This is a genomic window from Sphingomonas sp. (assembly GCF_965200105.1).
Taxonomy (GTDB): domain Bacteria; phylum Pseudomonadota; class Alphaproteobacteria; order Sphingomonadales; family Sphingomonadaceae; genus Solisphingomonas.
The window spans coordinates 79,251-102,923 of the sequence record NZ_CBDATN010000003.1 but is presented as its reverse complement, the minus strand read 5'-3'; the positions used below and the strand labels follow the sequence as shown (position 1 = coordinate 102,923).

Here is a 23,673-nt window from a genome sequence, read left to right as displayed (position 1 = left end):
TTGACAGGTATAACCGCCTCGAAACTTATTAGCCCTATTACAACAGCTACTTGCTGCGAGCTCGGCTCAGGTCGCGCGAATGGCCTCCAGGAACAGCTGGAACGCCTGCGTTTGATGCCGCTTGTGAGGGTAGTAGAGGTGGTATCCCTCGAAGGGCTCGCACCAGTCCGCCAGGACGCGTTCCAGTAGACCGGCCTCGACCGCGACGTCTACCACATCTTCCATCAGGTAGGTTGGCCCGACGCCGGCAAGCGCAGCTTCGCGCATAAGATAGGCATCGTTGAACACCGCGCTACCGCCAACTTTAACGGCCAACTCGCGGCCATCCTTTTCAAACTCCCACGGGCGCGTACCGCCGTCGGCACTGCGGAATGTAATGCAAGGATGGCGTCGCAGGTCTTCGGGTGCCGCTGGCCTCCCGTGCAGAGACCAGTAGGCCGGCGTAGCTACGACAGCCATTCGCAGCGTCGGACTGACTCGCACCGCGATCATGTCATTCTCCAGACGCTCTCTCAGCCTAATGCCCGCGTCGAACCCTTCCGCCACGATATCGACATAGCGATCGTCGACGCTCGCCTCGACAGCAATACTCGGATATGCCTGAAGCAGCCGTACAATTGCCGGGGCGAGCACGGCGTCCGCGGCATGCCGACCGGCGGTGACGCGGATCCGGCCCGCCGGACGCTCGGCCAAGTCCGCTAGCGAGGCCAACTCCGCCTCTATCCCGGCGAGGGCGGGCTCCAGCGTCGCGAGCAGCCGCTCGCCCGCGGCGTTCGGTGTCACACTGCGCGTCGTGCGGTCGAGCAAGCGGATGCCGAGCTCCGCTTCAAGCCGTCTGATTGCTTGGCTTAGGGCGGATTGGGTTACGCCCAGCCTTGTCGCGGCACGCGTGAAGCTGCGTTCCGCGGCGACTGCCCGGAACACGGTCAATCCGTTCAGAAGTTCCGGGCGCATCCGTGATCCTCCGCTCGCGCCTACTCATCGGACGACGACGAGACGCCCGCGATCGGCTTTTCCGCTCGGCAATTCCCTACCTAGACCCGCGCTGATTATGGCTGCGCCCAGGATAACGCCAGAAGAACCGTCCGACTGCCAATTACGTCCCCGACGTACGGTTTGCCCTGCCCTATGCCGACCTGTCCGCCGGCATCGTCGGGAAGGCGGAGCGGACCATCGGCAAGCGGCTCGCGATCAAAGCGTTTCGCTGGACGACGGGCGTTCGCATCTAGGCAACGTCCAGTTATCGATGCGTTAGCTTTTCGCGTGACCACGCAACGACGATTTATGTCGGGCCTTCACAAGGAACCGCACCATGCCCAAACTGCTCGTCGTCGAAGCCAGCCCCCGTGGCGAATACTCCGTTTCCCGCCAGCTCGCCGAGCGGTTCGCCGAGGAGTGGCGGGGCAACCACGGCGGGGACGTGATCGTCCGCGACCTCGCGACCTCGCACGTGCCCTACATCAGCCTGCCCTGGATCGGCGGCGCGTTCACCCCGGCCGAGCAGCACTCGCCCGAGATGGACGAGGCGATCAAGGTGTCCGACGACTACATCGCCGAGCTGCTCGACGCCGATGAGATCGTGATCGGCACGCCCATGTACAACTTCTCGATCCCCGCGCTGCTCAAGTCATGGATCGACCATGTCGTTCGCGCCGGCGTGACCTTCTCGATGAGCTACGAGGGCCTGGTCGAAGGCAAGAAGGCGACCGTCATCATCGCGTCCGGCGGGAACTTCGCACCGGGCACGCCTTATGCAGGCCTGAACGTCGCCAGCGACTACCTGAAGCAGATCCTGGGGTTCATCGGCATCACCGACGTGACGGTCGTCCTCGCGGGCGGGACGCTGGCCATCGATCAGGGCCAGACGACGCTGGACGCGTTCGTCGCCCAGCAGACCGACGTGCCGCTGGCCGCCGCCGCCTGAACCGCGCGCGAGCAGCCAGCGCGCCGGCTGCCCGCGTCCTCCTATCGGACGGCTTCGGAATCAGGATCCCAGGACGGCTCCGGCCCGAACCGCGCCGCCAGCGCATCGATGAACGCGCGCGTCTTGGCGGGCGGCGGACCGGGCGGGCGGACGGCGTACAAGCCGGCCTCGGCCACCGGATAGCCGGTCAGGAGGGGCACGAGCGAGCCGTCGGCGATAGCGGCGCCCAGCATGTAGGTCGGCAGTCCGGCGATGCCGTGCCCGCTCACCGCCGCCGCGCGCATGGCTTCGGCGCTGTCGGAGCGGAAGCGACCCGTGACCCTGACCGAGGTGGAGCGCCCGCCCTCTCGGAACCGCCACACGTCGCCGCCGGGCACGGTGTAGACGATGCAGTCGTGGTCTGCGAGGTCGCGCGGCCGCGCGGGCACGCCGCGGCGCGCCAGATAGGCGGGGCTGGCGAGGACCGCCAGCCGGAGCGGCGCAATGCGCCGGGCCACCAAGGTGGAATCGGACAGCGAGCCCATTCGCACCGCGACGTCGAAGCCTTCGGCCAGAATGTCCACCCGCCGGTCGCCGAGCGAGAGGTCCAGCCTCAGCCGGGGATGCACGTCCATGAAGTCGGTGAGCATCGCCGCCAGGTGGGTCGTGCCGAAGGCGATCGGCGCGGTGATGCGCAACAGTCCGGTCAGCTCCTCCTCGCGGCGCCCCGCGTCGAGCAACGCGCCGTCCAGCGCGTCAAAGGCCGACCCGGCGCGAAGGCGCAACGCCTCGCCCGCCTCCGTCAGCACGACGCCTCGGGCGTTTCGGGTCAGCAATCGGGTGCCGAGTCCCTGCTCCAACCGCGCGATCCTGCGGCTCACGACCGATTTCGAGGTGGCCAGCCGATGGGCGGCTCGGCTCAGCCCGCCCGCCTCCGCAACGGCCAGGAAGCACTTCACGTCGTCGTAGTCGGTCGCCATAGCTGCCCCGCTCGTATGCCCAATCCCTGACAAAGCGCCGTTTTGATGGAGAAGACGCAGGATTAATTCATACGTAAGGGGCGAACGGCCAACTTGCTTAGCATTCGTCCCCTATTCGCATCTGATTCCTGGTGACTTGGACGAGCATTTCACCCAAGGGTTCGGGAGCGTACGCCTTAGTGGCGTCTGATTGGAAAATCTTCGCGGGCTACGAGCTTACCGCGTCGGTCAGGTCAGTGCGTCTCAGTACTTCGGGATACGCAGGGTCCGATGCAATTTTGTGGGGTTGCGGCGTTTGCGTCGAAAGGAATGTGGGAACAGCTCGGTGATCAGAGGTGGCTCGGGGAATCTGCACAGCGGGGATAAGTGGATTGCCGATCTGACAGCGGCCATGCTGGCCGCGAGCAGGAGGCAAGATGAGCAAGCGACCGCGCCGGAACCACAGCCCGGCGTTCAAGGCCAGGGTGGCGCTGGCTGCCGTGAAGGGCGAGAAAACGCTGGCCGAGCTGGCGCAGCAGTATGACGTGCATCCGAACCTGATCAACCAGTGGCGGGCACGGCTGCTTGAGGGGGCAGCGGACGTGTTCGGGTCGGAGCCCACAGCGACAGAGCCAACCGTCGATGTGACGGTGCTGCACGCGAAGATCGGCGAGTTGACGCTGGCGAATGATTTTTTGGCCGGTGCGCTCGGCAAGGCCGGTCTGTTGCCGAGCGCAAAGCGATGATCGACCGTGGTCATGCGCTGCCGCTGGTTGCCCAGGTGCGGCAGCTCGGGATCAGCCGCGGCAGCATCTACTATCTGCCACGCGCTGTGCCGGGCACTGACCTGGCGATCATGCGGCGGATCGACGAGCTGCACCTGCTCTATCCGTTCGCCGGCAGCCGGATGCTGCGCGACCTGCTCCGGCAGGAGGGCGTGAGCGTTGGTCGGCTGCATGTCGCGACGCTGATGAAGCGGATGGGGTTGGAGGCGATCTACCGGCGGCCGAACACGTCGAAGCCGGCACCGGGGCACAAGATCTATCCATACCTGCTGCGCAAGCTGGCGGTGACGCGGCCGAACCAGGTGTGGGCAACGGACATTACCTACATCCCGATGGCTCGCGGCTTCGTCTACCTCGTCGCCATCGTCGACTGGTTCACCCGGCGCGTGCTGGCGTGGCGGGTGTCGATCTCGCTCGAGATCGCGTTCTGCATCGAGGCGCTGGAGGAGGCGATCGCCCGCCACGGCAGGCCGGCGATCTTCAACAGCGACCAGGGCGCGCAGTTCACGAGCACGGCGTTCACCGCCGTCCTGCACCGCGAGAAGGTCGCCATCAGCATGGACGGAAAGGGTCGCTGGCGCGACAACGTGTTCGTGGAGCGCCTCTGGCGCTCGGTGAAATACGAGGAGGTCTATCTCCACGCCTACGCGTCGGTCCCCGAGGCTCGCGACGGCATCGGCCGCTACCTCGGCTTCTACAATGCCGTCCGACCGCACTCGGCGCTAGGCGGCAGAACGCCCGACCAGATATACTTCAACCACCCGCTTCTCGCAGCGGCATGATCAACCAGCGGCAGTCCACTTATCCGAGCCGCGAGCCTGTGCAGACAAACCGAGCCACCTCTATCTGCTTCCAAAAGCTGACGCGAGATTGATCGCTTCTGCTAGTCTGAAATTAGAGAACCAAGGTCATGAGGGTAATGGCGCTTTTGGAACGAGCGGAACTCCGGCCCTTAAATCGTTGCTTTAGAGGCTAGTGCGGGTGGTCGGGCTCGAACCGACACTCCTTTCGGAACCGGATTTTGAATCCGGCGCGTCTACCAATTTCACCACACCCGCGTTGAGCCGCTTGGCTCCTATGTGGCTCCTAGCCGATTTTGGCCATTTCCGGGAGAGCCGCTCGGATCGCCCGTAAGTGCCTGTTATCGCGTCGGAACCGAAAAAAGTTCTATAGAACTAAACAAACCTCTTTTTGAGTCCGGCGCTTCTACCAATTTCACCACACCTGCACAGGCCTAGCGTAGCCGTTCGTACTGTCGCCAGATCAGCGAAGCCCCTATGTGACCCCGCCGTGCGAATGGCATAGAAGATCGCCTCGCGTCTAGATGGCCGCAGCCTGCTTTCCACGACCGCGCTGGCGAACGTCACGTCTTCGTCCCGCCGTCCGTTGCAGTCCTTCGGAGAACGGATGCTGGTCCGTGCCTCGCCCGGACGCGCCTTGCCGACGCGTGGATCACGTCCCGCGCTTTTGCGACACAGCTTCCTCAGTGGCGCGCTAGAGGCGTCTGGTCGCCGCGATCGCCAGGCGGCACCCCAGCCGGATCGCGGTGGACATCAGCGGATAGCCGGGAGCGCGCTCGGCGCCGTGGGCGAGCGCCGTTTCGCGATGCTCGACCTCCTCCGCCTGGAAGTCGGCGATCGTCTCGGCAAGCTCGGAATCGCGTGTCCCCAACGCCTGAAGCTGCTCCTCGTAATGGCGGTCGATCTCGGTCTCGACGGCGGCGGTGCAGGCCATCGCGGCTTCGGGTGAGATTAGCGCGGTCACGGCACCAAGCGCGAAGCCGGCGCGATCCCACAGCGGCGCGAGCAGCGTCGGGCGCACGCCGCGCTCGGCGATCAGCGCGTCGAAGCGGGCACGGTGCCGCGCCTCCTGCGCAGCCATGCGCGCGATCTCGCGCGCGGCGGGATGGCGGTTTCCGAGCACCGCGAGCTGGCCGGCATAGATCCGTGTCGCGCCATATTCGCCCGCATGATCGACGCGGATCATCGCGGCGGTGTCCTCGCTCAAGGATGCTTCGCGGTCAGCCATAGGATCACGCCTCCGAACCCGAGCGACAGGATCGCGTTCCATCCTGCGAGCGACACGCCCCATAGCCGCCACTGCGCCTGATCGCACCGCACCAGCGGCGCCGTCATGATCTGCGCCATCATGTCATGCGCGGAACCGGCCATCGCCGGCGTCGCGCAGCGGGTGAGGCCCTGCCACCAGTGATACTCGACCCCAGCGTGGAAGACGCCGATCGCTCCGGATAGGAGGATCGCCACCGCTGCCAACATGGTGAGAGAGCGGGAGCGGGGAGGGTGGCCGCGTAGTGTGATCGCCGCCAGCGCGAGCAGGATCGCGGCGAGGTGGGGCCAGCGCTGCCACAGGCACATCTCGCACGGCACCAGCCCGAAGCCGTACTGCGACACCAGCGCGCCGCCGAGCAGCAGCGTGGGCACCATCACGGCGAGCAGGCGCGCGCGGGACAGCGTGGTCAAAGCATCATGGTTCATCGGAGTGGGGGCGAGTGGAACGCTACTTCGCCGCCGTCCGCGTGGCGGGTGCGGCGGGTGCCGCCAGCCGTTGCAGCGTCTTCAGCGCATAGGCGAGCTGATAGTCGTCGACGCCCTGCTTCTTAAGATCGGCGGCGGTGGCGGTGAAGCGGGGATCGGACTTGGCGTCGCTCTCGATCACGCTGTCGTCGACCTTGGCCTCGTTGATGAGGTGGCGCCTGAGATCGTCCTCGCGAAAGCGCGGGCGGTCCTTGTAGTCGGGATCGGTGAGCTGCGGTACGCGCACGTCGGGCTGGATGCCGCCCTCCTGCACAGAGCGGCCCGACGGCGTAAAGTAGCGCGCGGTGGTGAGCCTGAGCGCGGTATCGTCGGTCAGCGGCAGCAGCGTCTGCACCGATCCCTTGCCGAAGCTGCGCTCGCCCATCACCACCGCACGGCGTTGATCCTGCAACGCGCCGGCGACGATCTCGGCGGCCGAAGCGGAGCCCGCATCGACCAGCACGACGATCGGCGCGCCGTGCGTGTCGTCGCCTGGATGCGCGTAGTAGCGTTCGATATCGTCCTTCTCGCGGCCGCGCTGCGAGACGATCTCGCCATGATCGAGGAAGGCGTCGGAGACCTCGATCGCCTGGTCGAGCAGACCGCCGGGGTTGGAGCGCAGGTCGATCACGAAGCCGGTGGGATGGCCGCCGGTCGCCTTCTCGATGCCGGCGATCGCGGCACGGGTGTCGGCGCCTGTCGATTTCGAGAAGCTGATGACGTTGATGATGCCGATGTTGCCCGCGACCTTCCACTTCACCGGCTTCAGCACGATGTTCTCGCGCATCAGCGTCACGTCGAAGGGCTTGTCGCGGCCGGGGCGCACGATGGTGAGGGTGATCTTGGTGCCCGCCGCCCCGCGCATCTGGTCCACCGCATCGTCGAGCTTGCCGCCGTAGACGAGCTTGCCGTCGATGCGCGTGATATAGTCGCCGGACTTGATGCCCGCGCGATAGGCCGGCGTGTCCTCGGTGGGCGTCACCACCTTTACCGCGCCGTCCTCCAGCTGCACGGTGAGGCCGAGGCCGCCATAATTGCCGTCGGTCGTCATCTTCATCTGCTGGAAGTCGCGCGCGTCGAGATAGGAGGAGTGCGGATCCAGGCTCTCCAGCATCCCGTCGATCGCGCCCTTGACGAGCGTCTGGTCGTCGACCTTGTCGACATAGTCCGAGCGAACCTTGCCGAACACGTTCATGAACTGGTCGAGCTCGCGATAGGTGTCGGAGGCCGAGCGGTTCGCCACCGCCGCCCCCGCCTGATAGGCGACCGGGATCGCGATCGTCGGCACGGCGGCGCCCGCCGCGAGGAGGGCGAGCGCGCGGAACTTGGAATGAGGCATCGAGACGAGGCTTTCCGGGACGGACGTTCGCGCCTCGTTTACAGGCTTTGCCGGGCGGGCGGCAAGCGGCGCGTGACCCGGGTCGCCTACCCCGCTTGCGTCAGCGCCAGGATATCCACCGGCCGGCCGCCGCGCCTGAGTTCGGTCGTCACCTGCGGCTGGCGCTCGCCCGCGCGGCCGATCGCGGCGCCTTGCGAGACCTGCTCGCCGGGGCTGACAGAGGCGGAGGCGAGCCCCGTCACGGTCGTCGTCCACCCTCCGCCGTGACCGAGGATCACGACCGTGCCGTAGCTGCGGAAGGGACGCGCGAAGAGTATCGTCGCCGCCTGTCCGGCGATCACTTTCACGCCGGGATCGACGGCGAGCGTCAGTCCGCGCGCGCGGACGCCCGAGGACGCCACCTCGCCGTAACCGGTAACGACGCGACCAGACGCCGCCAGCCGGTAACGCGGCGGCCCGGAATAGGAAGGCACGCCCTCCGCCGCGCCCGGCCGCTCCCTCGGGTCCGGCAGGCGTTCGAGCGCGATGCGCAGGGTGTCGGCATCCTGCTGCGCCTGGAGCCGGTCGGCAATGTCGCGCGCCTCCGCGCCAAGGCCGAGCGCTCGCTGCGCCTCGTCGGCGGCCTGGTCGGCGAGCCGCTGCGAGCGGCGGATCGCGGTCGATTCGAGCAGCGCGAGCTCGCGGCGCCGATCGGCGAGCATCAGCCGGCTCCTGACCATCGCGTCGGCCGCCTGCTCCGCCTCGGTGTGCAGCGTCGTCGCGCGGGCGAGTTCGGCGCGCAACCCGGCAGTTCGCGCCGCAACCACCGGCAGCGTATCGGCGAGCAACAGCCGCACGTGGACGAGGTCGGCGACCGATCCCGGCTGGGAGACGGCGAGCACCGCCGGCCTGCGCGCCATCGTCTGAAGCGCCGCCAGCAGGTGCAGGATCGGACCCTGGCGATCGGCGATCGAGGCGCGCTGCCGTTGCTGGAGCGCCCCCACCAGCGCGATCCGTGCGCGCGCCGCGACGATGTCCTGCTCGGCGGCCCTGACGCTGAGCGCGAGCGCCGCTGCCTGCGTGCGCGCCCGCTCGGCCTCGCCGTCCGCCCTCTGAGCAGCCTCGCGCAGCGCGCCGGCGCGCGTCTCGGCCTCGGCGGCGGCGCGTTTCGCCTCGATCAGCGTCGCGCGCTCGCTATCGAGCACGCCGATGCCCGGCGGGGCGGCGCCCAGCAGCAGGGCGCAGAGCGCCGCGACGGCCGAGCGCGCCACCTCAACCCTCGCGATGATAGGGGTGGCCGGCGAGGATGCTCGTCGCGCGCCACAACTGCTCGGCCAGCATCGCGCGGACGAGCAGGTGCGGCCAGGTGGCGCGGCCGAAGCCGAGCGTCAGGTCCGATGCCGCGCGCGTCGCCTCGTCATGCCCGTTGGCGGCGCCGATCAGGAAGCGCGCCTCGCGCGCGCCGTCGTCGCGCCAGCGTCCGAGCGAGGCGGCGAGATCGCGCGACGGCAGGTCGAGCCCGGTCTCGTCCAGCGCCACGGTGCGGATCGGGCCTGCCGCCTCCGGCATACGGCCGCCGGTGTCGGGCAACTCGGTAACGCGGGTCGGCCAACCGATGCGCTTCAGGTAACGGTCGACCAGCTCCGCCTCCGGACCGCGCCCGATCCGCCCGCGCGCGACGATGTGCAGCAGCAAGCGAGTCCGCTCAGTTGGGCGTCGCGCGTCCGCCGGCCTTCGCGTCGGCGGCTCCGGCATCGCCGAACGCCCACATCCGCTCGAGATTGTAGAAGGAGCGGACTTCCGGGCGGAACAGGTGGACGATCACGTCGCCCGCGTCGATCAGCACCCAGTCTGCAACCGGCAGCCCCTCGATGCGGGGCGTGCGGTGCAGCTCAGACTTGAGCTTCTCGGCGAGCTTGGTCGCCATCGAGGCGACCTGCCGCGTCGAACGCCCCGACGCGATCACCATGTAGTCGGCGATCGACGACTTGCCGGCGAGCGGGATCGAGATGGTGTCGACGGCCTGGTCGTCGTCCAGCGAGCGCAGCACCAGCGCGTGGAGCGCCTGCGCCTCGGGTGTCGCGGGAGCGGGCGGCGCGGGCTCGGATGTGGTCTTCGCGGACGAAGACGATGGGGAAGCAGTCAACGGTCCTCCTGAGAGACGGTGCGATGCGGGAGCGCGCGGTAAGTGACAGAATCGGTCAGCGCGCCTGAGGTCGGGCGGCGATGCCAGCCGGGATCGGCGACGCGCCGTGCGGTCGCGGACATCGGGTCTGGAACGCTCTTCACAGGCACGAGCGCCGGCACACTCCATCGCGTCCACCGCTTCGCATCGCCCTGCGGCCGGGCGAAGCGGCCTAGCCAGCCCACCGCGGCACCGCGACGAGCGAGCCCTTCATATCCCGGCCGCGTCACCACGGCAATGGGAAGCGCGCGCGCGATGCCGCGCCAGTCCCGCCAGCGCGCGAAGTCGGCGAGGTTGTCCGCGCCCATGATCCAGACGAAGCGGTGGCGAGGGTAGCGGCGCACGAGCGCGCGCACCGTGTCGACGGTGTAGCGGGTGCCCAGCGCCGCCTCGATCACGGTGGCGCGGATCGGCGCGCGGCGCGCCATCGCGCGCGCCGAGGCGACGCGGGCGGAGAGCGGCGCCATGCCGGCGGCGAGCTTCAACGGGTTGCCGGGCGACACCAGCCACCAGACCTCGTCCAACGCCAGCGCGCGGATCACGGCCAAGCTGATCCGCCGGTGCGCGGCGTGCGCGGGATTGAAGGAGCCGCCGAGCAGGCCGATCCGCGCCATCTACCCGCGCCAGTCCTCGCGCTCGTCGCGGATGCGGAGGATTTCGACGGCGTTTCGCATCATGCGGTGGACGATCAGATCTCCCGTCGTGCCCGCCACCAGGAAGCGGACATCCCGCTGGCACGAGGACCGCCCGGCCTCAGGGAACCGGGCAAGGACGCCTGCCTTGTCGCGTATGGCGATCGGCGTCCGGGCGCTACTCTGCGGGGTTGCCCGTGCCGTGATCCGATCATCGTGGGCGCGGAGGTCGTCTGGCGCCAGCCGCGTCCAGATCAGCCGCCGCATCGCGCCTGATGCCGCGCGATCATCTCGTCGAGTTCCCGCATTACCTCCTCGTGCGACACGAAGTCGCCGCGATGGCGGCGTCGATGCCGACTAGTGCGATCGTCTCCTCATCGAGATGCGCGGTGATCGAGGCAGGCTCTTCCATACCGGCGGGATACGCCTCGCTGCCGCCGCCCTCAAGGCCGCGTCTGACCGCGCCCGCGCACTTGCCACTTGTAGGTGGTGAGCCCCTCCAGCGCGACCGGCCCGCGCGCGTGCAGGCGGCCGGTGGCGATGCCGATCTCCGCACCCAGCCCGAGCTCGCCGCCGTCCGCGAATTGTGTGGAAGCGTTCCACATCACGATTGCGGAGTCGACTTGCGCCAGGAAGCATTCGGCGACGCCGGCGTCCTCGGCGATGATGGCGTCGGTGTGGCCCGATCCGTGGCGCGCGACGTGCGCGATCGCGGCATCCGTCCCGTCGACCACCGCCACCGCGCAGACCGCGTCGAGATATTCGGTGGCCCAGTCCGCCTCGTCCGCCGCCACGATGCGCGGATCGAGCGCGCGCGCCGCCTCGTCGCCGCGCAGCGCGCAACCGGCGTCGAGCAGCGCCGTCGCTAACTGCGCCGCGTGCGGATAGGCGCGATCGATGAGCAGCGTCTCGGTCGCGCCGCACACGCCTGTGCGCCGCATCTTGGCGTTGACGACCAGGGCCTCCGCCATGGCCGGATCGGCCGAGGCGTGCACGAAGCTCGTATTGTTGCCATCGAGATGCGCGAGCACGGGCACGCGCGCATCGGCCTGGACGCGGGCGACGAGCCCCTTGCCGCCGCGCGGCACGACGAGGTCGATCAGCCCGGAGGCGCGGAGTAGCGCGCCGACGACGACGCGATCCGCGACCGGCACGAGCTGCGCCGCGTCCGCCGGAAGGCCCGCGTCGGCGAAGCCCTCGGCGAGTGAGGCGTGGACGGCGGCGTTCGACGCGCGCGCCTCGCTGCCGCCGCGCAGGATGACGGCGTTGCCCGCCATCACGCACAGCGCGGCCGCGTCGGCGGTGACGTTGGGCCGGCTCTCATAGACGATCGCGACGACGCCGATCGGCACGCGCACGCGGCTGAGCGCGAGGCCGTTCGGCCGCGTCGACGCATCGATCACGCGGCCGACCGGATCGGGCAGCCGCGACACCGCGTCGAGCGCGGCGGCGATGCCGTCGACGCGCGCCGCGTCCAGCCGCAGCCGGTCGCGCATCGCGGCGGCCAGGCCGCCCGCCTTGGCGCGCGCGAGGTCTTCCGCATTGGCGGCGAGGATGGCGTCGCGGTGCTCGCGGATGCGCGCGGCGGCGGCGGCGAGCCCATGCGCCTTCGTGGCCGTCGACACGGCGGCGAGCAGGCGCGCCCCCGTCCGCGCCCGCGCCGCGAGATCGGCCACGAGGGCGTCGGCTTGGGGCTCGGTCATCGAGGCGGCGTTCATCGTCCCGTCGCTAGCAGATCGGGCTCCCCGCCGGAACGGTGCGCCGCCGGCCGCCGCCGAAAGGCCGATCGCTCCATTTCGGATAATGCGACCCTAACCAGCTGCGTGAGGCGCTGGGTAAGCCGGAGGCGAAGATAGCGAGAAGACAGTCCCGGCTTAGATGGTGGCGCGCGTGGGTATGGAAGGTTTGGTGCGCGTACAGGTCGATAGGGCGGAGCGTATCGATATCAACGCGCCGGGTACGATCGTCGTCCGGGCGCGGCTGCCCGCGACCGTGCAGATCGTCAACCTGTCGCGCACCGGCTGCCTGTTCCGATCGAACGACGTGCCCGATATGGGCGCGAAGCTGCGGATCGGTATTCCCGGGATCGGCACGCGTTCGGCGATCGTCGTACGCAGCGGCACCGACGGCATCGGCTGCGCCTTCCTGGAGAAGCTGCGTACGCGCGACGTCGATCGCGCTCGCTCGGCGCGCTCGCCCGATCGCACCGAAGCATCGGCGGCGATCAAGGCGCTACGCCGCGACATCGCCGAGCGCGACGCGGCGCAGGTGCCGCCGCCGTCGCCGACTTGGATGAAGCGGTTGGGCCGGCTGCGTGCGGGGCAGCAGGAGAGGGGCTAAACTCCGTTCCCGTCGTAGTGCGCTCAGGCGCCCTGCGGCGCGGGATCGCCCCAGCTTCCGCCGGACCGCTTGGTCTTGGGGATCGATGACCCGGCGACCACGCGCGGCGCCGGTGCCGACGGCTTGTCGTCGCGGCCGATATCCTCGCCCTTGATCGCGCGCTTCGATTCCTCGCCGGTCAGGGTCTCATATTCGAGCAGCGCGGTGGCGAGGCGGTGAAGCTCGTCGAGATTGTCGGTGAGCACACCGCGCGCCACGGCCTCACCCTCCTCGACGATGCGACGCACCTCCTGGTCGATCAGCTTCGCGGTCTCCTCCGAGACGGTCTGCGAGCGCGCGACCGAGTGGCCGAGGAACACCTCGTCCTGATTGTCGCGATAGCGCAACCAGCCGAGCTTGTCCGACATGCCATATTCCATGACCATCGAGCGCGCCATCTCGGTGGCCTGCTGGATGTCGTTGGAAGCGCCGGTGTTGAGCGAGTCCGCGCCGTAGATGAGCTGCTCGGCGATACGACCGCCGAAGCATAGCGCGAGCCGCGCCTTCATCTGCTTCATGTTCATCGAGTAGCGGTCGCGCTCGGGCAGGTTCCACGTCACGCCCAGCGCGCGGCCGCGCGGGATGATCGTCACCTTGTGGAGCGGATCGCAGCCGTCGACATGAAGCGAGACGAGCGCGTGGCCGGCCTCGTGGTACGCCGTCGACTTCTTCTCCTCCTCGGTCATGACCATGGACTTGCGCTCGGCGCCCATCATGACCTTGTCCTTGGCCTCCTCGAACTCGCGCATGGCGACGAGCCGCTTGCCCTTGCGCGCGGCAAGCAGCGCCGCCTCGTTTACGAGGTTCGCGAGGTCCGCGCCCGAGAAGCCGGGCGTGCCGCGCGCGATCGTGCGGACGACTACGTCGAGCGCCATCGGCACCTTCTTCATGTGGACGGCGAGGATCTTCTCGCGCCCGTCGATGTCGGGCCTGGGCACCACCACCTGCCGGTCGAAGCGGCCGGGGCGGAGCAGCGCGGGATCGAGCACGTCGGGGCGGTTCGTCGCCGCGATGATGATGATGCCCTCGTTCGATTCGAAGCCGTCCATCTCGACGAGGAGCTGGTTCAGCGTCTGCTCCCGCTCGTCGTTGCCGTTGCCGAGGCCCGCGCCGCGATGGCGGCCAACCGCGTCGATCTCGTCGATGAAGACGATGCACGGCGCGTTCTTCTTCGCCTGCTCGAACATGTCACGCACGCGGCTGGCGCCCACGCCCACGAACATCTCGACGAAGTCCGAGCCCGAGATGGTGAAGAAGGGCACGCCCGCCTCGCCGGCGATCGCGCGGGCGAGCAGCGTCTTGCCGGTGCCGGGCGAGCCGACGAGCAGCGCGCCCTTCGGAATCTTGCCGCCCAGACGCGCGAACTTGGAGGGATCCTTCAGGAACTCGACGATCTCCTGAAGCTCCTCACGTGCCTCCTCGATGCCGGCGACGTCGTCGAACGTAACCTTGCCATGCTTCTCGGTGAGCAGCTTCGCGCGGGACTTGCCGAAGCCCATCGCGCCCGAGCCGGCGTTGCGCTGCATCTGGCGCATCACGAAGAAGGCGATGCCGAGGATCAGCAGGAAGGGCAGCGCTTGGTAAAGGAGCAGCAGCCACACCGAGGTCTGCTCCTCGGGCTTGGCGCGGAAGCGCACGCCCTTGGTCTGGAGCCGCTGGACCAGCCCCGTATCGCCCGGTGAATAAGTGCGGAAGGACTGGTCGCCGCCGAGCTTGCCGGTGATCGAGTCGCCCGAGATCACGACGTCTTTGACCGAGCCGTCGTCGACCTTGGCGAGGAAATCGGAATAAGGGATAACCTCGCCCGCGCGACCGTCGCGCATGCCACCGTCGAACAGCGAGACGAACAGGAACAGCGCGCCGACGATCCCGAACACGACGAGCATGTTCTTCATCCAGGCGTTGCCGCCGGGAGGGCCGCCCTGCGGGTTCTTGTCGTCCTTGTTGTCCATGCCGCGATCCTGCTGGAGAGGTGACGGCAATGTAGGCGGGCGGCGGTTAATGGCAATGGAACGCGCGGCGCTCAGCCGGGGCGGCGCGGCGGCGCGCGGCGGAAACGCCAGACCCGGCCTGGTATCGCCTGCACATCGCCGAGCATGGCGTACTCGCCCCGTTCGAGCATAGCGATGAGGGTCTCGACCTGGCGGTCGGGATCATGGCCGGCGAAGCGCCGCATGACGCGTTCCACCAGGCGCCGCTTGGTTTCGTGGGGCAGGCCGACGGCGTCGATCTCAATCTCGCCTTCACCGCCGTGAACCACGGCGCGTTCACCCCAGCAGCGTTCGGCCAGCCACTCCAGCGCGATCTCCGCTTCCGCGAGGTTCGTCGCCGAGCGGTAGAGCCGCTTCGGATCGAGCCACGGCGCCTTCGCCAGGACGCTGCGGGCCGCCGTGCGGTCGAAGCGCTCGTCCATGTTCGACGGGTCGCGGATGGTCTCGATGCCGGCGCGTGCGCAGATACCGAGCAAGTCCGCCTTGGACCAGGCGAGCAGCGGCCGAAGTACTGTAATATCGTCGGGCTCGTATCTCCAGCGCTGCCGCATCCGGGCTAGGCCGTGGACGCCAGAACCCCTGGCAAGGCGCATCAGCAAGGTCTCCGCGACGTCGTCGCGATGGTGAGCGACGAGCAGCCAGCGCGTCTTGCACCATTCCTGGAGCGCCGAGTAGCGCGCCATGCGCGCACCCGCCTGCAGACCGCCCCGCATCTTCGGGATCGTGACGCTGAGCGTGGCGTGACGCACGCCCAGGCGGCCGCAGAGGCGGGAAACCTGAGCCGCTTCCGCCGCCGAACCGGGGCGGAGGCCGTGATCGACCGTAGCTGCCTCTATCATTCCGCCCGCTGCCGCCGCCGCCAGCAGCAGGAGAGCGGTGCTGTCTGGCCCTCCGGATACCGCGACCGCGACCGGTCCGCCTTCGTACCCAAGCGAGCTAAGCTCGTCAGAAAAGCGGCGGACCGTCTCCGGCCCGATCAGCCGCGCGAGCGCCTCGCCTGTCGGCAGCGGCTCGTCACGCGCCGCACTTGGCATCGGCGCGGGCGGTGGTGATCCGCCCCTTCAGCGTCGGGTTGATGGTGGCGCCGTAGACGTCGCGCAGCTCGTCGAACACCTGGCAGGCCTGCGTGCCCTTCTTGAGCTTCGTCAGCGTGACACCGAGATAATAGAGGCTGTCGGGCGCGCGCTCGCCGCGCGGGAACTTCTTGTAGCTCGTCAGGAAGGCGTCGGCGGCGGTGGAAAGCTGGCCGTCGTCCATGTAAGCGCGGCCGAGCAGGTTCTGCGAGTAGCTCGCGCGCTTGGATGCTGGGTACTTGGCGACCACTTCCTTGAGCTGCGCCTCCGCCTCGGCGTAGCGCTTCTGCGACCAGAGCTGATAGCCCGCCATGTAGCCGTCCTCGGCGGGATCGCCGGTCTTAGCGACGGCGAGCGGGGCGCCCGTCTCTGGCACCGTGCTCGGGGCCGGGCGGGTAAGATCGACCTGCGCGTCGCCCAGCGTCTCGCCTGCCCCGGAGGCGGGCCGCGCGGGCGAGGGCTTGCGAGCGGCGGTGCCGGAAGGCGCGGGCGAGCCGGCCGCCGACGCGGGCGGCGTGCCCGGCGCGCCGCTCGGCGTACCCGTCTCGACCTGGCGAAGCCGGAAATCGGTGTCGGCCTGGAGCTTGGCGTAATTCTGCTCGATCACGTCGAGGCGGTGGTTGTTGACCTCGGACTGATTGGTGAGCTGGCGGACCTGCGTCTCCAGCGCCGCGACGCGCGCGGTGAGGTCGCCGACCGCGCTCGTCGCCGGCGTGCCCTCGCTCGGCGGCGGGGCAACAGGGGCCGCGATCTGCGGCTCGAAATACGCGCCGTCGCCGCCGGGGAAGACTTTGCGCTGGACGGCGCGCAGCTCCTTCTCGATGCGATCGACGCGGCCGGGCAGGTCGGCGGAGGACTGCGCGATCGCGGGCGGGGCGACGCCGGCAAGGAGCAAGGCTGCGAGCGCTGCACGCATCATGGGTCGCTCCGTAGTTTCATCGGCCGTTCGCGTCACGGAACGCCGTCGGCAGGTTGGGGTCGACAGGTGCGGGCGTGCGGTCGATTGTCGGCACCGGTGCGACGGATCCCGCCGCCGCCGCAGCCGCCCCCTGTCGGGCGAGCAGCGCCTGCGGCTTCAGGCTGACGTTCGAGAGCGTGGTCGCCGGCGGGCCGAGCGGCGCCACCGGACGTCCGCCGACCGTGATGGCGAGCGCCTCCGCCTTGCCGAGCCGGATCACCGGATCGGTGGTGCCGGCGGGGACGGTGTAGCTCCGCCCCTTGTCGATCACGCCCAGGAAGATCTTGGCGCCGCCGCGCTCGGTGATGCTCACCCACACCGGATCGCGCGCGGTGAGCACGACCGCGCCGCCGCCGGTGATCGGCGACGCCACGCCGCCCTTTGCCGCCGGCGCCACGGGGGCGGGAGCAGGGGCGCCGTCCACGCCAGCGGCGAGGCGCGCGCGCGCGTCCGGCCCCTCGCCGGAGAGCACGCCCGAGCGCCAGATCGAATAGCCGCCGACCAGCAGCACCGCGATGACGAGTGCGACGATCGCCAGCAATCTGGGCGGCAGCCGGATGGGATCGGCGGGCTCGTAGGGTTCGTAGGGCACGCGCGGCGATCCGCGTTGCGCGCGGTCGAACTCGGCGCGGAAGCTCTGCGACAGGGCGGCGGGATCGAGCCCGACGACGCGGGCATAGGCCTTGACGAAGCCCGCGCTATAGGGCGCCGCCGGAAGCCCCGCGAGTTCGCCCGCCTCGATCTGCTCCAGGTGGCGGATGGGCACGCGCGTCTGGCGCCCGATCTCCTCGATGGTGCGGCCCTGCGCCTCGCGCGCCGCGCGGAGCCGGCTACCGACGGTGCCGGACACCTCCATCGCCTGGTTCATCACGCCTCCCCCGCACCGGTGGAACGCCCCGGACCGCGACCGGCCCGCTTGTCGCGGATCGAAGGGGGCGAAGTCAAACCCCCGCTGAGACGACAAAGCGGTCGGACGCATGGGCGGCACGGCCGGCCGTCAGTCAATGGCGACACCGGCGTCGGCCGCCCAAGCGGCCAGACGCCCGCGCAGGTCGCGCGGCGCCTCGGCGAGGAGGGCGGGCACCGCCGCTTCCAGCGATGCGAGATCGAGCGAGCGGATCATCGCCTTGATTGGACCGACGGCGGCGGGCGTGATCGACAGCCGGCGGATGCCAAGGCCGAGGATCGCCATCGCCTCCAGCGGGCGCCCGCCCATCTCGCCGCAGACGCCGACGTCGACGCGCGCCTCGCGGCAGGCGGCGGACACGCGCGCGAGAAAGCGCAGGATCGCTGGGCTCAGCCAGTCGTAGCGCTCCGCGAGGCGCGGATTGGCGCGATCTGCGGCGAACAGGAATTGGGTGAGGTCGTTCGTGCCGATCGAGAGGAAGTCGAGCCGCGGCAGCAGCTGGTCGAGCATCTCGGCGAGCGCCGGCACCTCCAGCATCGCGCCGTAGCGCACCGCCGCCGGCCCCATCCGGCCGCGCGAGGCAAGCCAGCGGCGTTGCTCCTCGAACAGCGCATGCGCCTCGTCATACTCCCATGGTTCGGAAACCATCGGGAACATGACCCGCAGCGTGCGGCCGGCGGCGGCCTCCAGCAGCGCACGCGCCTGCACGCGCATCAAGGCGTCCCGATCCAGCGCGAGGCGCAGCGCGCGCCAGCCCATCGCCGGGTTCTCTTCGCCGGCCTCGGCGAGGTTCATGTAGGGCAGCGCCTTGTCGCCGCCGATGTCGACCGTGCGGAAGATGACGGGGCGGTCGCCCGCCGCGTCCATCACGTCCTTGTAGAGCCGCGTCTGGCGCTCGCGCTGGGGCAGCGTCGCGGAGACGAGGAACTGGAATTCGGTGCGGAACAGCCCGATGCCGTCGGCGCCGGTGATATCGAGCTGCGCCGCGTCGTCGCGCAGGCCGGCGTTGACCATCAGCCCGATGCGCGTGCCGTCTTGCGTGACGGCAGGCAGGTCGCGCAGCGCCGCGAACTCGGCACGGCGGCGCTGGGTGGCGGCCAGCCGGCCCTCGAACGCCTCCTCCATCGCCGCGCCGGGCCGCGCCACGACGCGCTGCTGCGCGGCATCGAGGAGAAGCATGTCGCCTTCCGCCACGGAGCGTCGGACGTCGCGGCAGCGGCCGAGCACCGGCACGCCCATCGCGCGCGCGACGATGGTGACGTGGGCGGTGAGCGACCCCTCTTCCAGCACCACGCCCTTCAGCCGGCGGCGATCATATTCCAGCAGCTCCGCTGGCCCGAGATTGCGCGCGATCAGGATCGAGTCCTGCCGGAGGCCGAGCTGCGCCGCCGTGCCGAGCTGCCCCGCGACGGTGCGCAGCAGCCGGTTGGAGAGATCCTCCAGGTCGTGCATGCGATCGCGCAGCAGCGGATCGTCGATCTCGCGCATCCGCATCCGGGTGCGCTGCTGCACGCGCTCGATCGCGGCTTCCGCCGTGAGCCCCGCCGAGATCGCGTCGTTGATCCGGCGGGACCAGCCCTCGTCATAGGCGAACATCTTGTAGGTGGCGAGGACGTCCTGATGCTCGCCCGCCACGCCGAACTCGGCCTGGCTCGTCATCTTGTCGATCTGCTCGCGCATCTGGCGGAAGGCGGAGTAGACCCGCTGCCGCTCGACCTCGATGTCCTCGGCGACGGTGTGCTGGATGACGACGCGCGGCTGGTGGTAGACGGCGCGGCCCCGTGCCATGCCGTCGACGAGCTTCAGCCCGGAGAGCGTCTGCGGGCCCTCGTCACGTTCCGCGCGCGCCGCCTTGGCGTCATCGACGAGGCCGGCCGCCGCGATCAGCTCGGCGAGCACCATCGCCACCGTCTGCAGCGCCTCGATCTCGACGTCGTCGTAGCGGCGCGACGCCTCGTGCTGGACGCAGAGCACGCCGACCGCCGCCTCGCGCCTGACGATCGGCACGCCGGCGAAGCTGTGGTACAGTTCCTCGCCGGTCTCGGGCTTGTAGGCGAATTCGGGGTGGCTGGTGGCCTCGTCGAGGTTGAGCGTCTCGACGAACTTGGCGATCGTGCCGACGAGCCCCTCGCCGAGCGCCAGCCTGGTGACGTGGACGGCGTCCTGTCTCAGGCCGCGCGTGGCGAATAGCTCCAGCTCGCCGTCGCGCAGCAGGTAGATCGAGCAGACCTCGGACGACAGCGCCTCGCCGATGATCTGGACGACCTGGTTGAGCTTGGCCTGGGCGTGCGCGCGACCGGCCATCACGTCGTGGAGCCGCGTCAATATCTCCCGCGCGGCGGTGGCGGCGGCGGTGGGGGGCGGGACGGCCATGTGCGAACGGCTATCAGAAAGGCCGAGCGCTTACCAAGTCCCGTTCCATCCGCTCGTCCTGCCGCCGACCGGCATCGTCCCGTCCGATCGCGTCAGTTGGCCGCTGGTTGTATCTTGGGCACGCCGAGCCGCGCGATGTCGATCTTGGTGCAGCGATCCATCACGACCTTCAACCCCGCCGCCTCGGCACGCGCAGCGGCGGCCTCGTTGACGATGCCGAGCTGCATCCACACCGCCCCGGCGCCGACGGCGATCGCTTCGTCTACCGCATCGCCCGAGGCCTCGGGACGGCGGAAGATGTCGACGATATCGATGCGCTCACCGATCTGCGACAGCTCGCGCCAGACATATTCGCCGAGCACATGCTCGCCGGTGATCTGCGGGTTGACGGGGATGACGCGATAGCCGTGGCGCTGGAGCGCGGCCATGACGCCGTGGCTCGGCCTGTCGGGCCGGTCCGACGCGCCGACCAGCGCGATGACGCGGGCGTCCGTGAGGAGCTGGCGGATATCGTCGTCGGCGGTGAGCGGCATGGGCGTCCTCCTGTCCGCCGCTCAACCGCTCAGGCCGGCATCCGCTCCATCAGCGCGGCGGCGATGGCGAGGAAGGGGGCCGCCGCCTCGCCACCGCCGGCCGCCGGCGGCTCGCCCGCGTCCGAAGCCTCGCGAATCGCGCGGTCGAGCGGCACGCGGCCGAGGAAGGGGATGCCGAGCCGCGCCGCCTCCGCCTCGGCACCGCCATGGCCGAAGGGATCGCTGATCTCACCGCAATGCGGGCAGACATAGCCCGCCATGTTCTCGACGAGGCCGAGGATCGGCACGCCGGTGTCGACGAAGAGGCTGATCGCGCGCGCCGCGTCGATCAGCGCCAGATCCTGCGGGGTGGAGACGATCACCGCGCCCGCCGGCCGATGCTTCTGGATCATCGAGAGCTGGACGTCGCCGGTGCCGGGCGGCAAATCCACCACCAGCACGTCCACCTCCCACTTGGCGTCGACGAGCTGGCCGAGCGCGGAGGACGCCATCGGCCCGCGCCAGGCAAGCGCCTTGCCCGGTTCCACGAGCTGCCCCATCGACAGCATCGGCACGCCGTAGCGCGTCTCCACCGGCAGCAGCCGCTGCGCCTCCGCGAACGGCCGCTCGGGTGCGTCGAGCAGGCGCGGCTGCGACGGGCCGTAGATGTCCGCGTCGACGAGGCCGACCGAGACGCCCAGCCGTGCCAGCGCGATCGCGAGGTTCGCCGACAGCGTCGACTTGCCGACGCCGCCCTTGCCCGATCCCACCACGATCAGCCGCCGCTCGCGGCGATCTGCGGTGAGCAGCACGCGTGCGCGCAGGACGCCGGGCACGGAGGCAAGCGCGGCGGTGGCGGCGGCTTCCATCGCCTCGCGAGCGGCGGGATCGAGATCGGCGACGTCGACGATCACGCTGGCGGTATCGTCGTCGGCGAGGCGGGGCGGCTGCGCGCGGCCGGTCGCGACGATGCCGCCGCCGCCGCTGGGATCGGCGACGGTGTCGAGCGCGGTCGCGAGCGCGGCGGGATCGGGGGCGCTGGCCATAGAAGCGCCGTGCATACAGGCGCCGCGCGCGGCGACGCCACTGTTTTTCCTTATCGCTCCGCCTATAATGGCGGCATGAGCGAAGACATGGCGGGGGCGCTTGCCCGACGCGACGAGCACGCGACGCCTCCCGCCCTTCTCAATCAGGAAGGTCCGTGGGGTGGCGGCCAGGAGCCGGCAGACGGCGACGATGCCCCTGCCAACCCCTGGATGCGCCCCGCCTCCCGCCGCCCGCGCCGCCCCGGCGCCGCCGGCCAGCCGTCCATAGAGGAACTGATCCGTCGCAGCCGCGCGCGCTTCGGCGGCGGCCGGCCGGCCGGCGGCGGGCGCCCGATCTGGGGCTACGCGCTGGGCGGCTTCGTGGCGCTGTGGCTCGTCACCACCAGCATCCACCAGGTCGGCCCGCAGGAGCGCGGGCTCGTCACGCGTTTCGGCCGCTACATAGGCACGCTCTCGCCCGGCCTGGGGCTGACGCTACCCGCGCCGGTGGACGTCGTGACCCGCGTCAACGTCGACCAGATCCGCAGCTTCGACGTGCCCGAGAGCGGCGGCGAGAACCTGCTGCTCACCGCCGATCAGAACCTGGTCGATCTCGGCTACGCGGTGCGCTGGTCGGTGCGCGACGCCGAGCTGTTCGAGTTCGGCTTCGCAGACCCGGAGGACACGATCCGCGCGGTGGCGCAGAGCGCGATGCGCGAGGAGATTGCGGGCACGACGCTGGAGCAGGCGACCGGCCCGCTGCGCGCCCGCATCGAGGCGCGGGTCGCCGCACGCGTCCAGGCGATCCTCGATCGCTACCGCTCGGGCGTTGGGATCGAGGGCGTCGCGATCAGGCGCGCCGATCCTCCCGCCGCCGTCGGCGAGGCCGTCAAGGAGGAGGCCGCCGCCCGCGAGCAGGCGCAGGGTTTCCTCGCCGACGCGCGCAGCTATGCCGAGAAGACGCAGGTTGCGGCACAGGCCGCTACCACCTCCTATAACCGGGTGTACGACGCCTATCGCCTGGCGCCCGAGGTGACGCGCCAGCGCATCTACTACGAGACGATGGAGGCGGTGCTCGCCAAGACGAACAAGGTGATCGTGCCAGCCGGCGGCGCTGCGCCCAGCCTGCCGATCACGATCCCCCAGCCGCGCCCGCGCGCGGCCGAACCCGGGCAGGGGGCAGCGCAGTGACACTCGTCTCGCGCGCGCTGCGCAATCCGATCGGCTGGGCGGTACTGCTCGTCATCCTGGTGCTCGCCTGCGCGAGCGTGTTCACGATCGTGCCCGAGACGGGGCAGGCGCTCGTCGTCCGTATGGGCCAGCCGCAGCGCGTCGTGAACGGCTACGGCACTGATCGTCAGTCCGGGAACGATGGGGCCGGACTCGTTGCGCACGTGCCGCTCATCGAGCAGGTGGTGTTCGTCGACAAGCGTGTCCGTGACCTGGACATGCCGCGCCAGCCGGTGCTCTCCACCGATCAACAGCGCCTGGAGGTCGACGCCTTCGCACGCTACCGGATCGTCGATCCCTTGCGCCTGTACCTCGCCGCGCGGGCCGACGAAGGCCGGCTGGCCGACGTGCTGAAGCCGCTGCTCGGATCGGCGCTGCGCGACGAGTTCGGGCGTCGTCGCCTCGCGGCGCTGCTCTCGCCCGAGCGGGACGCGGCGATGGGCGATGTGCGCGACACGCTTGACCGCGCCGCCCGCCGCTACGGCGCGCGCGTGCTCGACGTGCGGATCACGCGCACCACGCTGCCCGACGGCGCGCCGCTCGACGCTGCCTACCAGCGGATGCGCGCCACGCACGCGCAGCAGGCGGCGACGATCCGCGCCGAAGGCGTGCGGCAAGCCGCGCTCGTTCGCGCCGAGGCCGACGCGGCGGCCGCGCGCACCTACGCCGATTCCTTCGGCAGGGATCCGCAATTCTACGACTTCTACCGCTCGATGCAGTCCTACCGCACGAGCTTCGGCGTCGACGCCCCGACGGAAGGCGGCACCACCATCGTGCTGCCCGCCGACAGCGCCTATCTGCGCAACTTCGCGGGGCATGGCGCGAAGTGAGCGGGGGCGCTCGTTCAATGCGCGTTCAGAACCGCGCCGCCAGCTTCGTAGGTGCTGCATCTTCGTCTTCTCTCCATTT

The 23,673-nt window shown here is 69.8% G+C and carries 23 protein-coding genes and 1 tRNA gene; 5 read left to right on the top strand and 19 right to left on the bottom strand.

All coding sequences use genetic code 11. The features are described 5' to 3' along the window. Positions 1-66: 66 nt before the first annotated feature. Entirely contained in the window at positions 67-954 is an 888-nt protein-coding gene (locus ACOFKX_RS13150; RefSeq protein WP_419827534.1) for a LysR family transcriptional regulator, read from the bottom strand. Positions 955-1,312: 358 nt separating this feature from the next. On the opposite strand from ACOFKX_RS13150, the gene ACOFKX_RS13145 reads away from it, so the two are divergent. Next, positions 1,313-1,924, top strand: coding sequence for an FMN-dependent NADH-azoreductase (locus ACOFKX_RS13145; RefSeq protein ID WP_419827533.1), 612 nt, complete (start codon positions 1,313-1,315; stop codon positions 1,922-1,924). 41 nt (positions 1,925-1,965) lie between these two features. Here the strand turns inward: ACOFKX_RS13145 and ACOFKX_RS13140 are convergent, their stop codons facing one another. Then, on the bottom strand, positions 1,966-2,883 hold the full coding sequence (locus tag ACOFKX_RS13140; RefSeq protein WP_419827532.1) for a LysR family transcriptional regulator: 918 nt from the start codon (positions 2,881-2,883) through the stop codon (positions 1,966-1,968). A 416-nt stretch (positions 2,884-3,299) separates the two neighbouring features. On the opposite strand from ACOFKX_RS13140, the gene ACOFKX_RS13135 reads away from it, so the two are divergent. Continuing rightward, positions 3,300-4,429, top strand: a protein-coding gene (locus ACOFKX_RS13135) for an IS3 family transposase (protein WP_419826167.1) whose coding sequence is annotated in 2 segments (ribosomal slippage) — positions 3,300-3,561 and positions 3,561-4,429 — 1,131 coding nt in all. Because the reading frame shifts where the segments join, the coding sequence is not laid out codon by codon here. Between the two features lie 194 nt (positions 4,430-4,623). Here the strand turns inward: ACOFKX_RS13135 and ACOFKX_RS13130 are convergent. The 10 genes from ACOFKX_RS13130 to ACOFKX_RS13085 all read right to left on the bottom strand — a co-directional run bounded on the left by ACOFKX_RS13130 (position 4,624) and on the right by ACOFKX_RS13085 (position 12,019). Then, a tRNA-Leu gene (locus ACOFKX_RS13130) sits at positions 4,624-4,705 on the bottom strand. Positions 4,706-5,141: 436 nt separating this feature from the next. Beyond that, entirely contained in the window at positions 5,142-5,675 is a 534-nt protein-coding gene (locus ACOFKX_RS13125) for a demethoxyubiquinone hydroxylase family protein (protein ID WP_419827531.1), read from the bottom strand. After that, positions 5,651-6,127 (bottom strand): disulfide bond formation protein B, encoded by a 477-nt coding sequence (locus ACOFKX_RS13120; protein WP_419827530.1) that lies wholly within the window; start codon positions 6,125-6,127, stop codon positions 5,651-5,653. Before ACOFKX_RS13120 ends, ACOFKX_RS13125 begins: the two co-directional genes overlap by 25 nt. A 37-nt stretch (positions 6,128-6,164) precedes the next feature. Beyond that, a complete protein-coding gene (locus ACOFKX_RS13115; protein ID WP_419827529.1) occupies positions 6,165-7,520 on the bottom strand; it encodes a S41 family peptidase in 1,356 nt (451 codons plus the stop codon). Between the two features lie 86 nt (positions 7,521-7,606). Beyond that, positions 7,607-8,770: a murein hydrolase activator EnvC family protein gene (locus ACOFKX_RS13110; RefSeq protein WP_419827528.1), complete on the bottom strand. Its 1,164-nt coding sequence runs from the start codon at positions 8,768-8,770 to the stop codon at positions 7,607-7,609. Between the two features lies 1 nt (position 8,771). Then, a complete protein-coding gene (locus ACOFKX_RS13105; protein WP_419827527.1) occupies positions 8,772-9,194 on the bottom strand; it encodes a 23S rRNA (pseudouridine(1915)-N(3))-methyltransferase RlmH in 423 nt (140 codons plus the stop codon). 10 nt (positions 9,195-9,204) lie between these two features. Next, positions 9,205-9,552 carry a ribosome silencing factor gene (gene rsfS / locus ACOFKX_RS13100; protein ID WP_419828267.1) on the bottom strand — a complete coding sequence of 116 codons (348 nt, stop codon included), beginning with the start codon at positions 9,550-9,552 and terminating at the stop codon, positions 9,205-9,207. An 89-nt stretch (positions 9,553-9,641) separates the two neighbouring features. Next, positions 9,642-10,298: a nicotinate-nucleotide adenylyltransferase gene (locus tag ACOFKX_RS13095; RefSeq protein ID WP_419827526.1), complete on the bottom strand. Its 657-nt coding sequence runs from the start codon at positions 10,296-10,298 to the stop codon at positions 9,642-9,644. Further along, positions 10,299-10,583 (bottom strand): type II toxin-antitoxin system RelE/ParE family toxin, encoded by a 285-nt coding sequence (locus ACOFKX_RS13090; protein WP_419827525.1) that lies wholly within the window; start codon positions 10,581-10,583, stop codon positions 10,299-10,301. 176 nt (positions 10,584-10,759) lie between these two features. Continuing rightward, positions 10,760-12,019 (bottom strand): glutamate-5-semialdehyde dehydrogenase, encoded by a 1,260-nt coding sequence (locus ACOFKX_RS13085; protein WP_419827524.1) that lies wholly within the window; start codon positions 12,017-12,019, stop codon positions 10,760-10,762. A gap of 205 nt (positions 12,020-12,224) precedes the next feature. Here ACOFKX_RS13085 and ACOFKX_RS13080 point away from each other — a divergent pair, with 205 nt between their 5' ends. After that, the gene (locus ACOFKX_RS13080) at positions 12,225-12,656 is read left to right on the top strand and encodes a PilZ domain-containing protein (RefSeq protein ID WP_419827523.1); all 432 of its coding nucleotides are present in this window, start codon (positions 12,225-12,227) and stop codon (positions 12,654-12,656) included. 23 nt (positions 12,657-12,679) lie between these two features. Here the strand turns inward: ACOFKX_RS13080 and ftsH are convergent, their stop codons facing one another. The 7 genes from ftsH to ACOFKX_RS13045 all read right to left on the bottom strand — a co-directional run bounded on the left by ftsH (position 12,680) and on the right by ACOFKX_RS13045 (position 21,555). Beyond that, positions 12,680-14,647 (bottom strand): ATP-dependent zinc metalloprotease FtsH, encoded by a 1,968-nt coding sequence (gene ftsH / locus ACOFKX_RS13075; RefSeq protein ID WP_419827522.1) that lies wholly within the window; start codon positions 14,645-14,647, stop codon positions 12,680-12,682. Between the two features lie 71 nt (positions 14,648-14,718). Next, entirely contained in the window at positions 14,719-15,720 is a 1,002-nt protein-coding gene (gene tilS / locus ACOFKX_RS13070) for a tRNA lysidine(34) synthetase TilS (protein WP_419827521.1), read from the bottom strand. Continuing rightward, on the bottom strand, positions 15,701-16,678 hold the full coding sequence (locus tag ACOFKX_RS13065; RefSeq protein WP_419827520.1) for a tetratricopeptide repeat protein: 978 nt from the start codon (positions 16,676-16,678) through the stop codon (positions 15,701-15,703). The genes tilS and ACOFKX_RS13065 overlap by 20 nt, the downstream gene beginning before the upstream one ends. 16 nt (positions 16,679-16,694) lie before the next feature. After that, positions 16,695-17,585 carry a helix-turn-helix domain-containing protein gene (locus tag ACOFKX_RS13060; protein ID WP_419827519.1) on the bottom strand — a complete coding sequence of 297 codons (891 nt, stop codon included), beginning with the start codon at positions 17,583-17,585 and terminating at the stop codon, positions 16,695-16,697. Positions 17,586-17,714: 129 nt separating this feature from the next. After that, positions 17,715-19,997, bottom strand: coding sequence for a phosphoenolpyruvate--protein phosphotransferase (gene ptsP, locus ACOFKX_RS13055; RefSeq protein WP_419827518.1), 2,283 nt, complete (start codon positions 19,995-19,997; stop codon positions 17,715-17,717). A gap of 92 nt (positions 19,998-20,089) precedes the next feature. Continuing rightward, complete coding sequence (locus ACOFKX_RS13050) at positions 20,090-20,530, bottom strand: CoA-binding protein (RefSeq protein ID WP_419827517.1); 441 nt, start codon at positions 20,528-20,530, stop codon at positions 20,090-20,092. Positions 20,531-20,559: 29 nt separating this feature from the next. Then, entirely contained in the window at positions 20,560-21,555 is a 996-nt protein-coding gene (locus ACOFKX_RS13045) for an Mrp/NBP35 family ATP-binding protein (RefSeq protein ID WP_419827516.1), read from the bottom strand. Positions 21,556-21,564: 9 nt separating this feature from the next. On the opposite strand from ACOFKX_RS13045, the gene hflK reads away from it, so the two are divergent. After that, positions 21,565-22,725: a protease modulator HflK gene (hflK, locus tag ACOFKX_RS13040; protein ID WP_419827515.1), complete on the top strand. Its 1,161-nt coding sequence runs from the start codon at positions 21,565-21,567 to the stop codon at positions 22,723-22,725. Beyond that, positions 22,722-23,594, top strand: coding sequence for a protease modulator HflC (gene hflC, locus ACOFKX_RS13035; protein WP_419827514.1), 873 nt, complete (start codon positions 22,722-22,724; stop codon positions 23,592-23,594). The genes hflK and hflC overlap by 4 nt, the downstream gene beginning before the upstream one ends. Positions 23,595-23,673 lie beyond the last annotated feature (79 nt).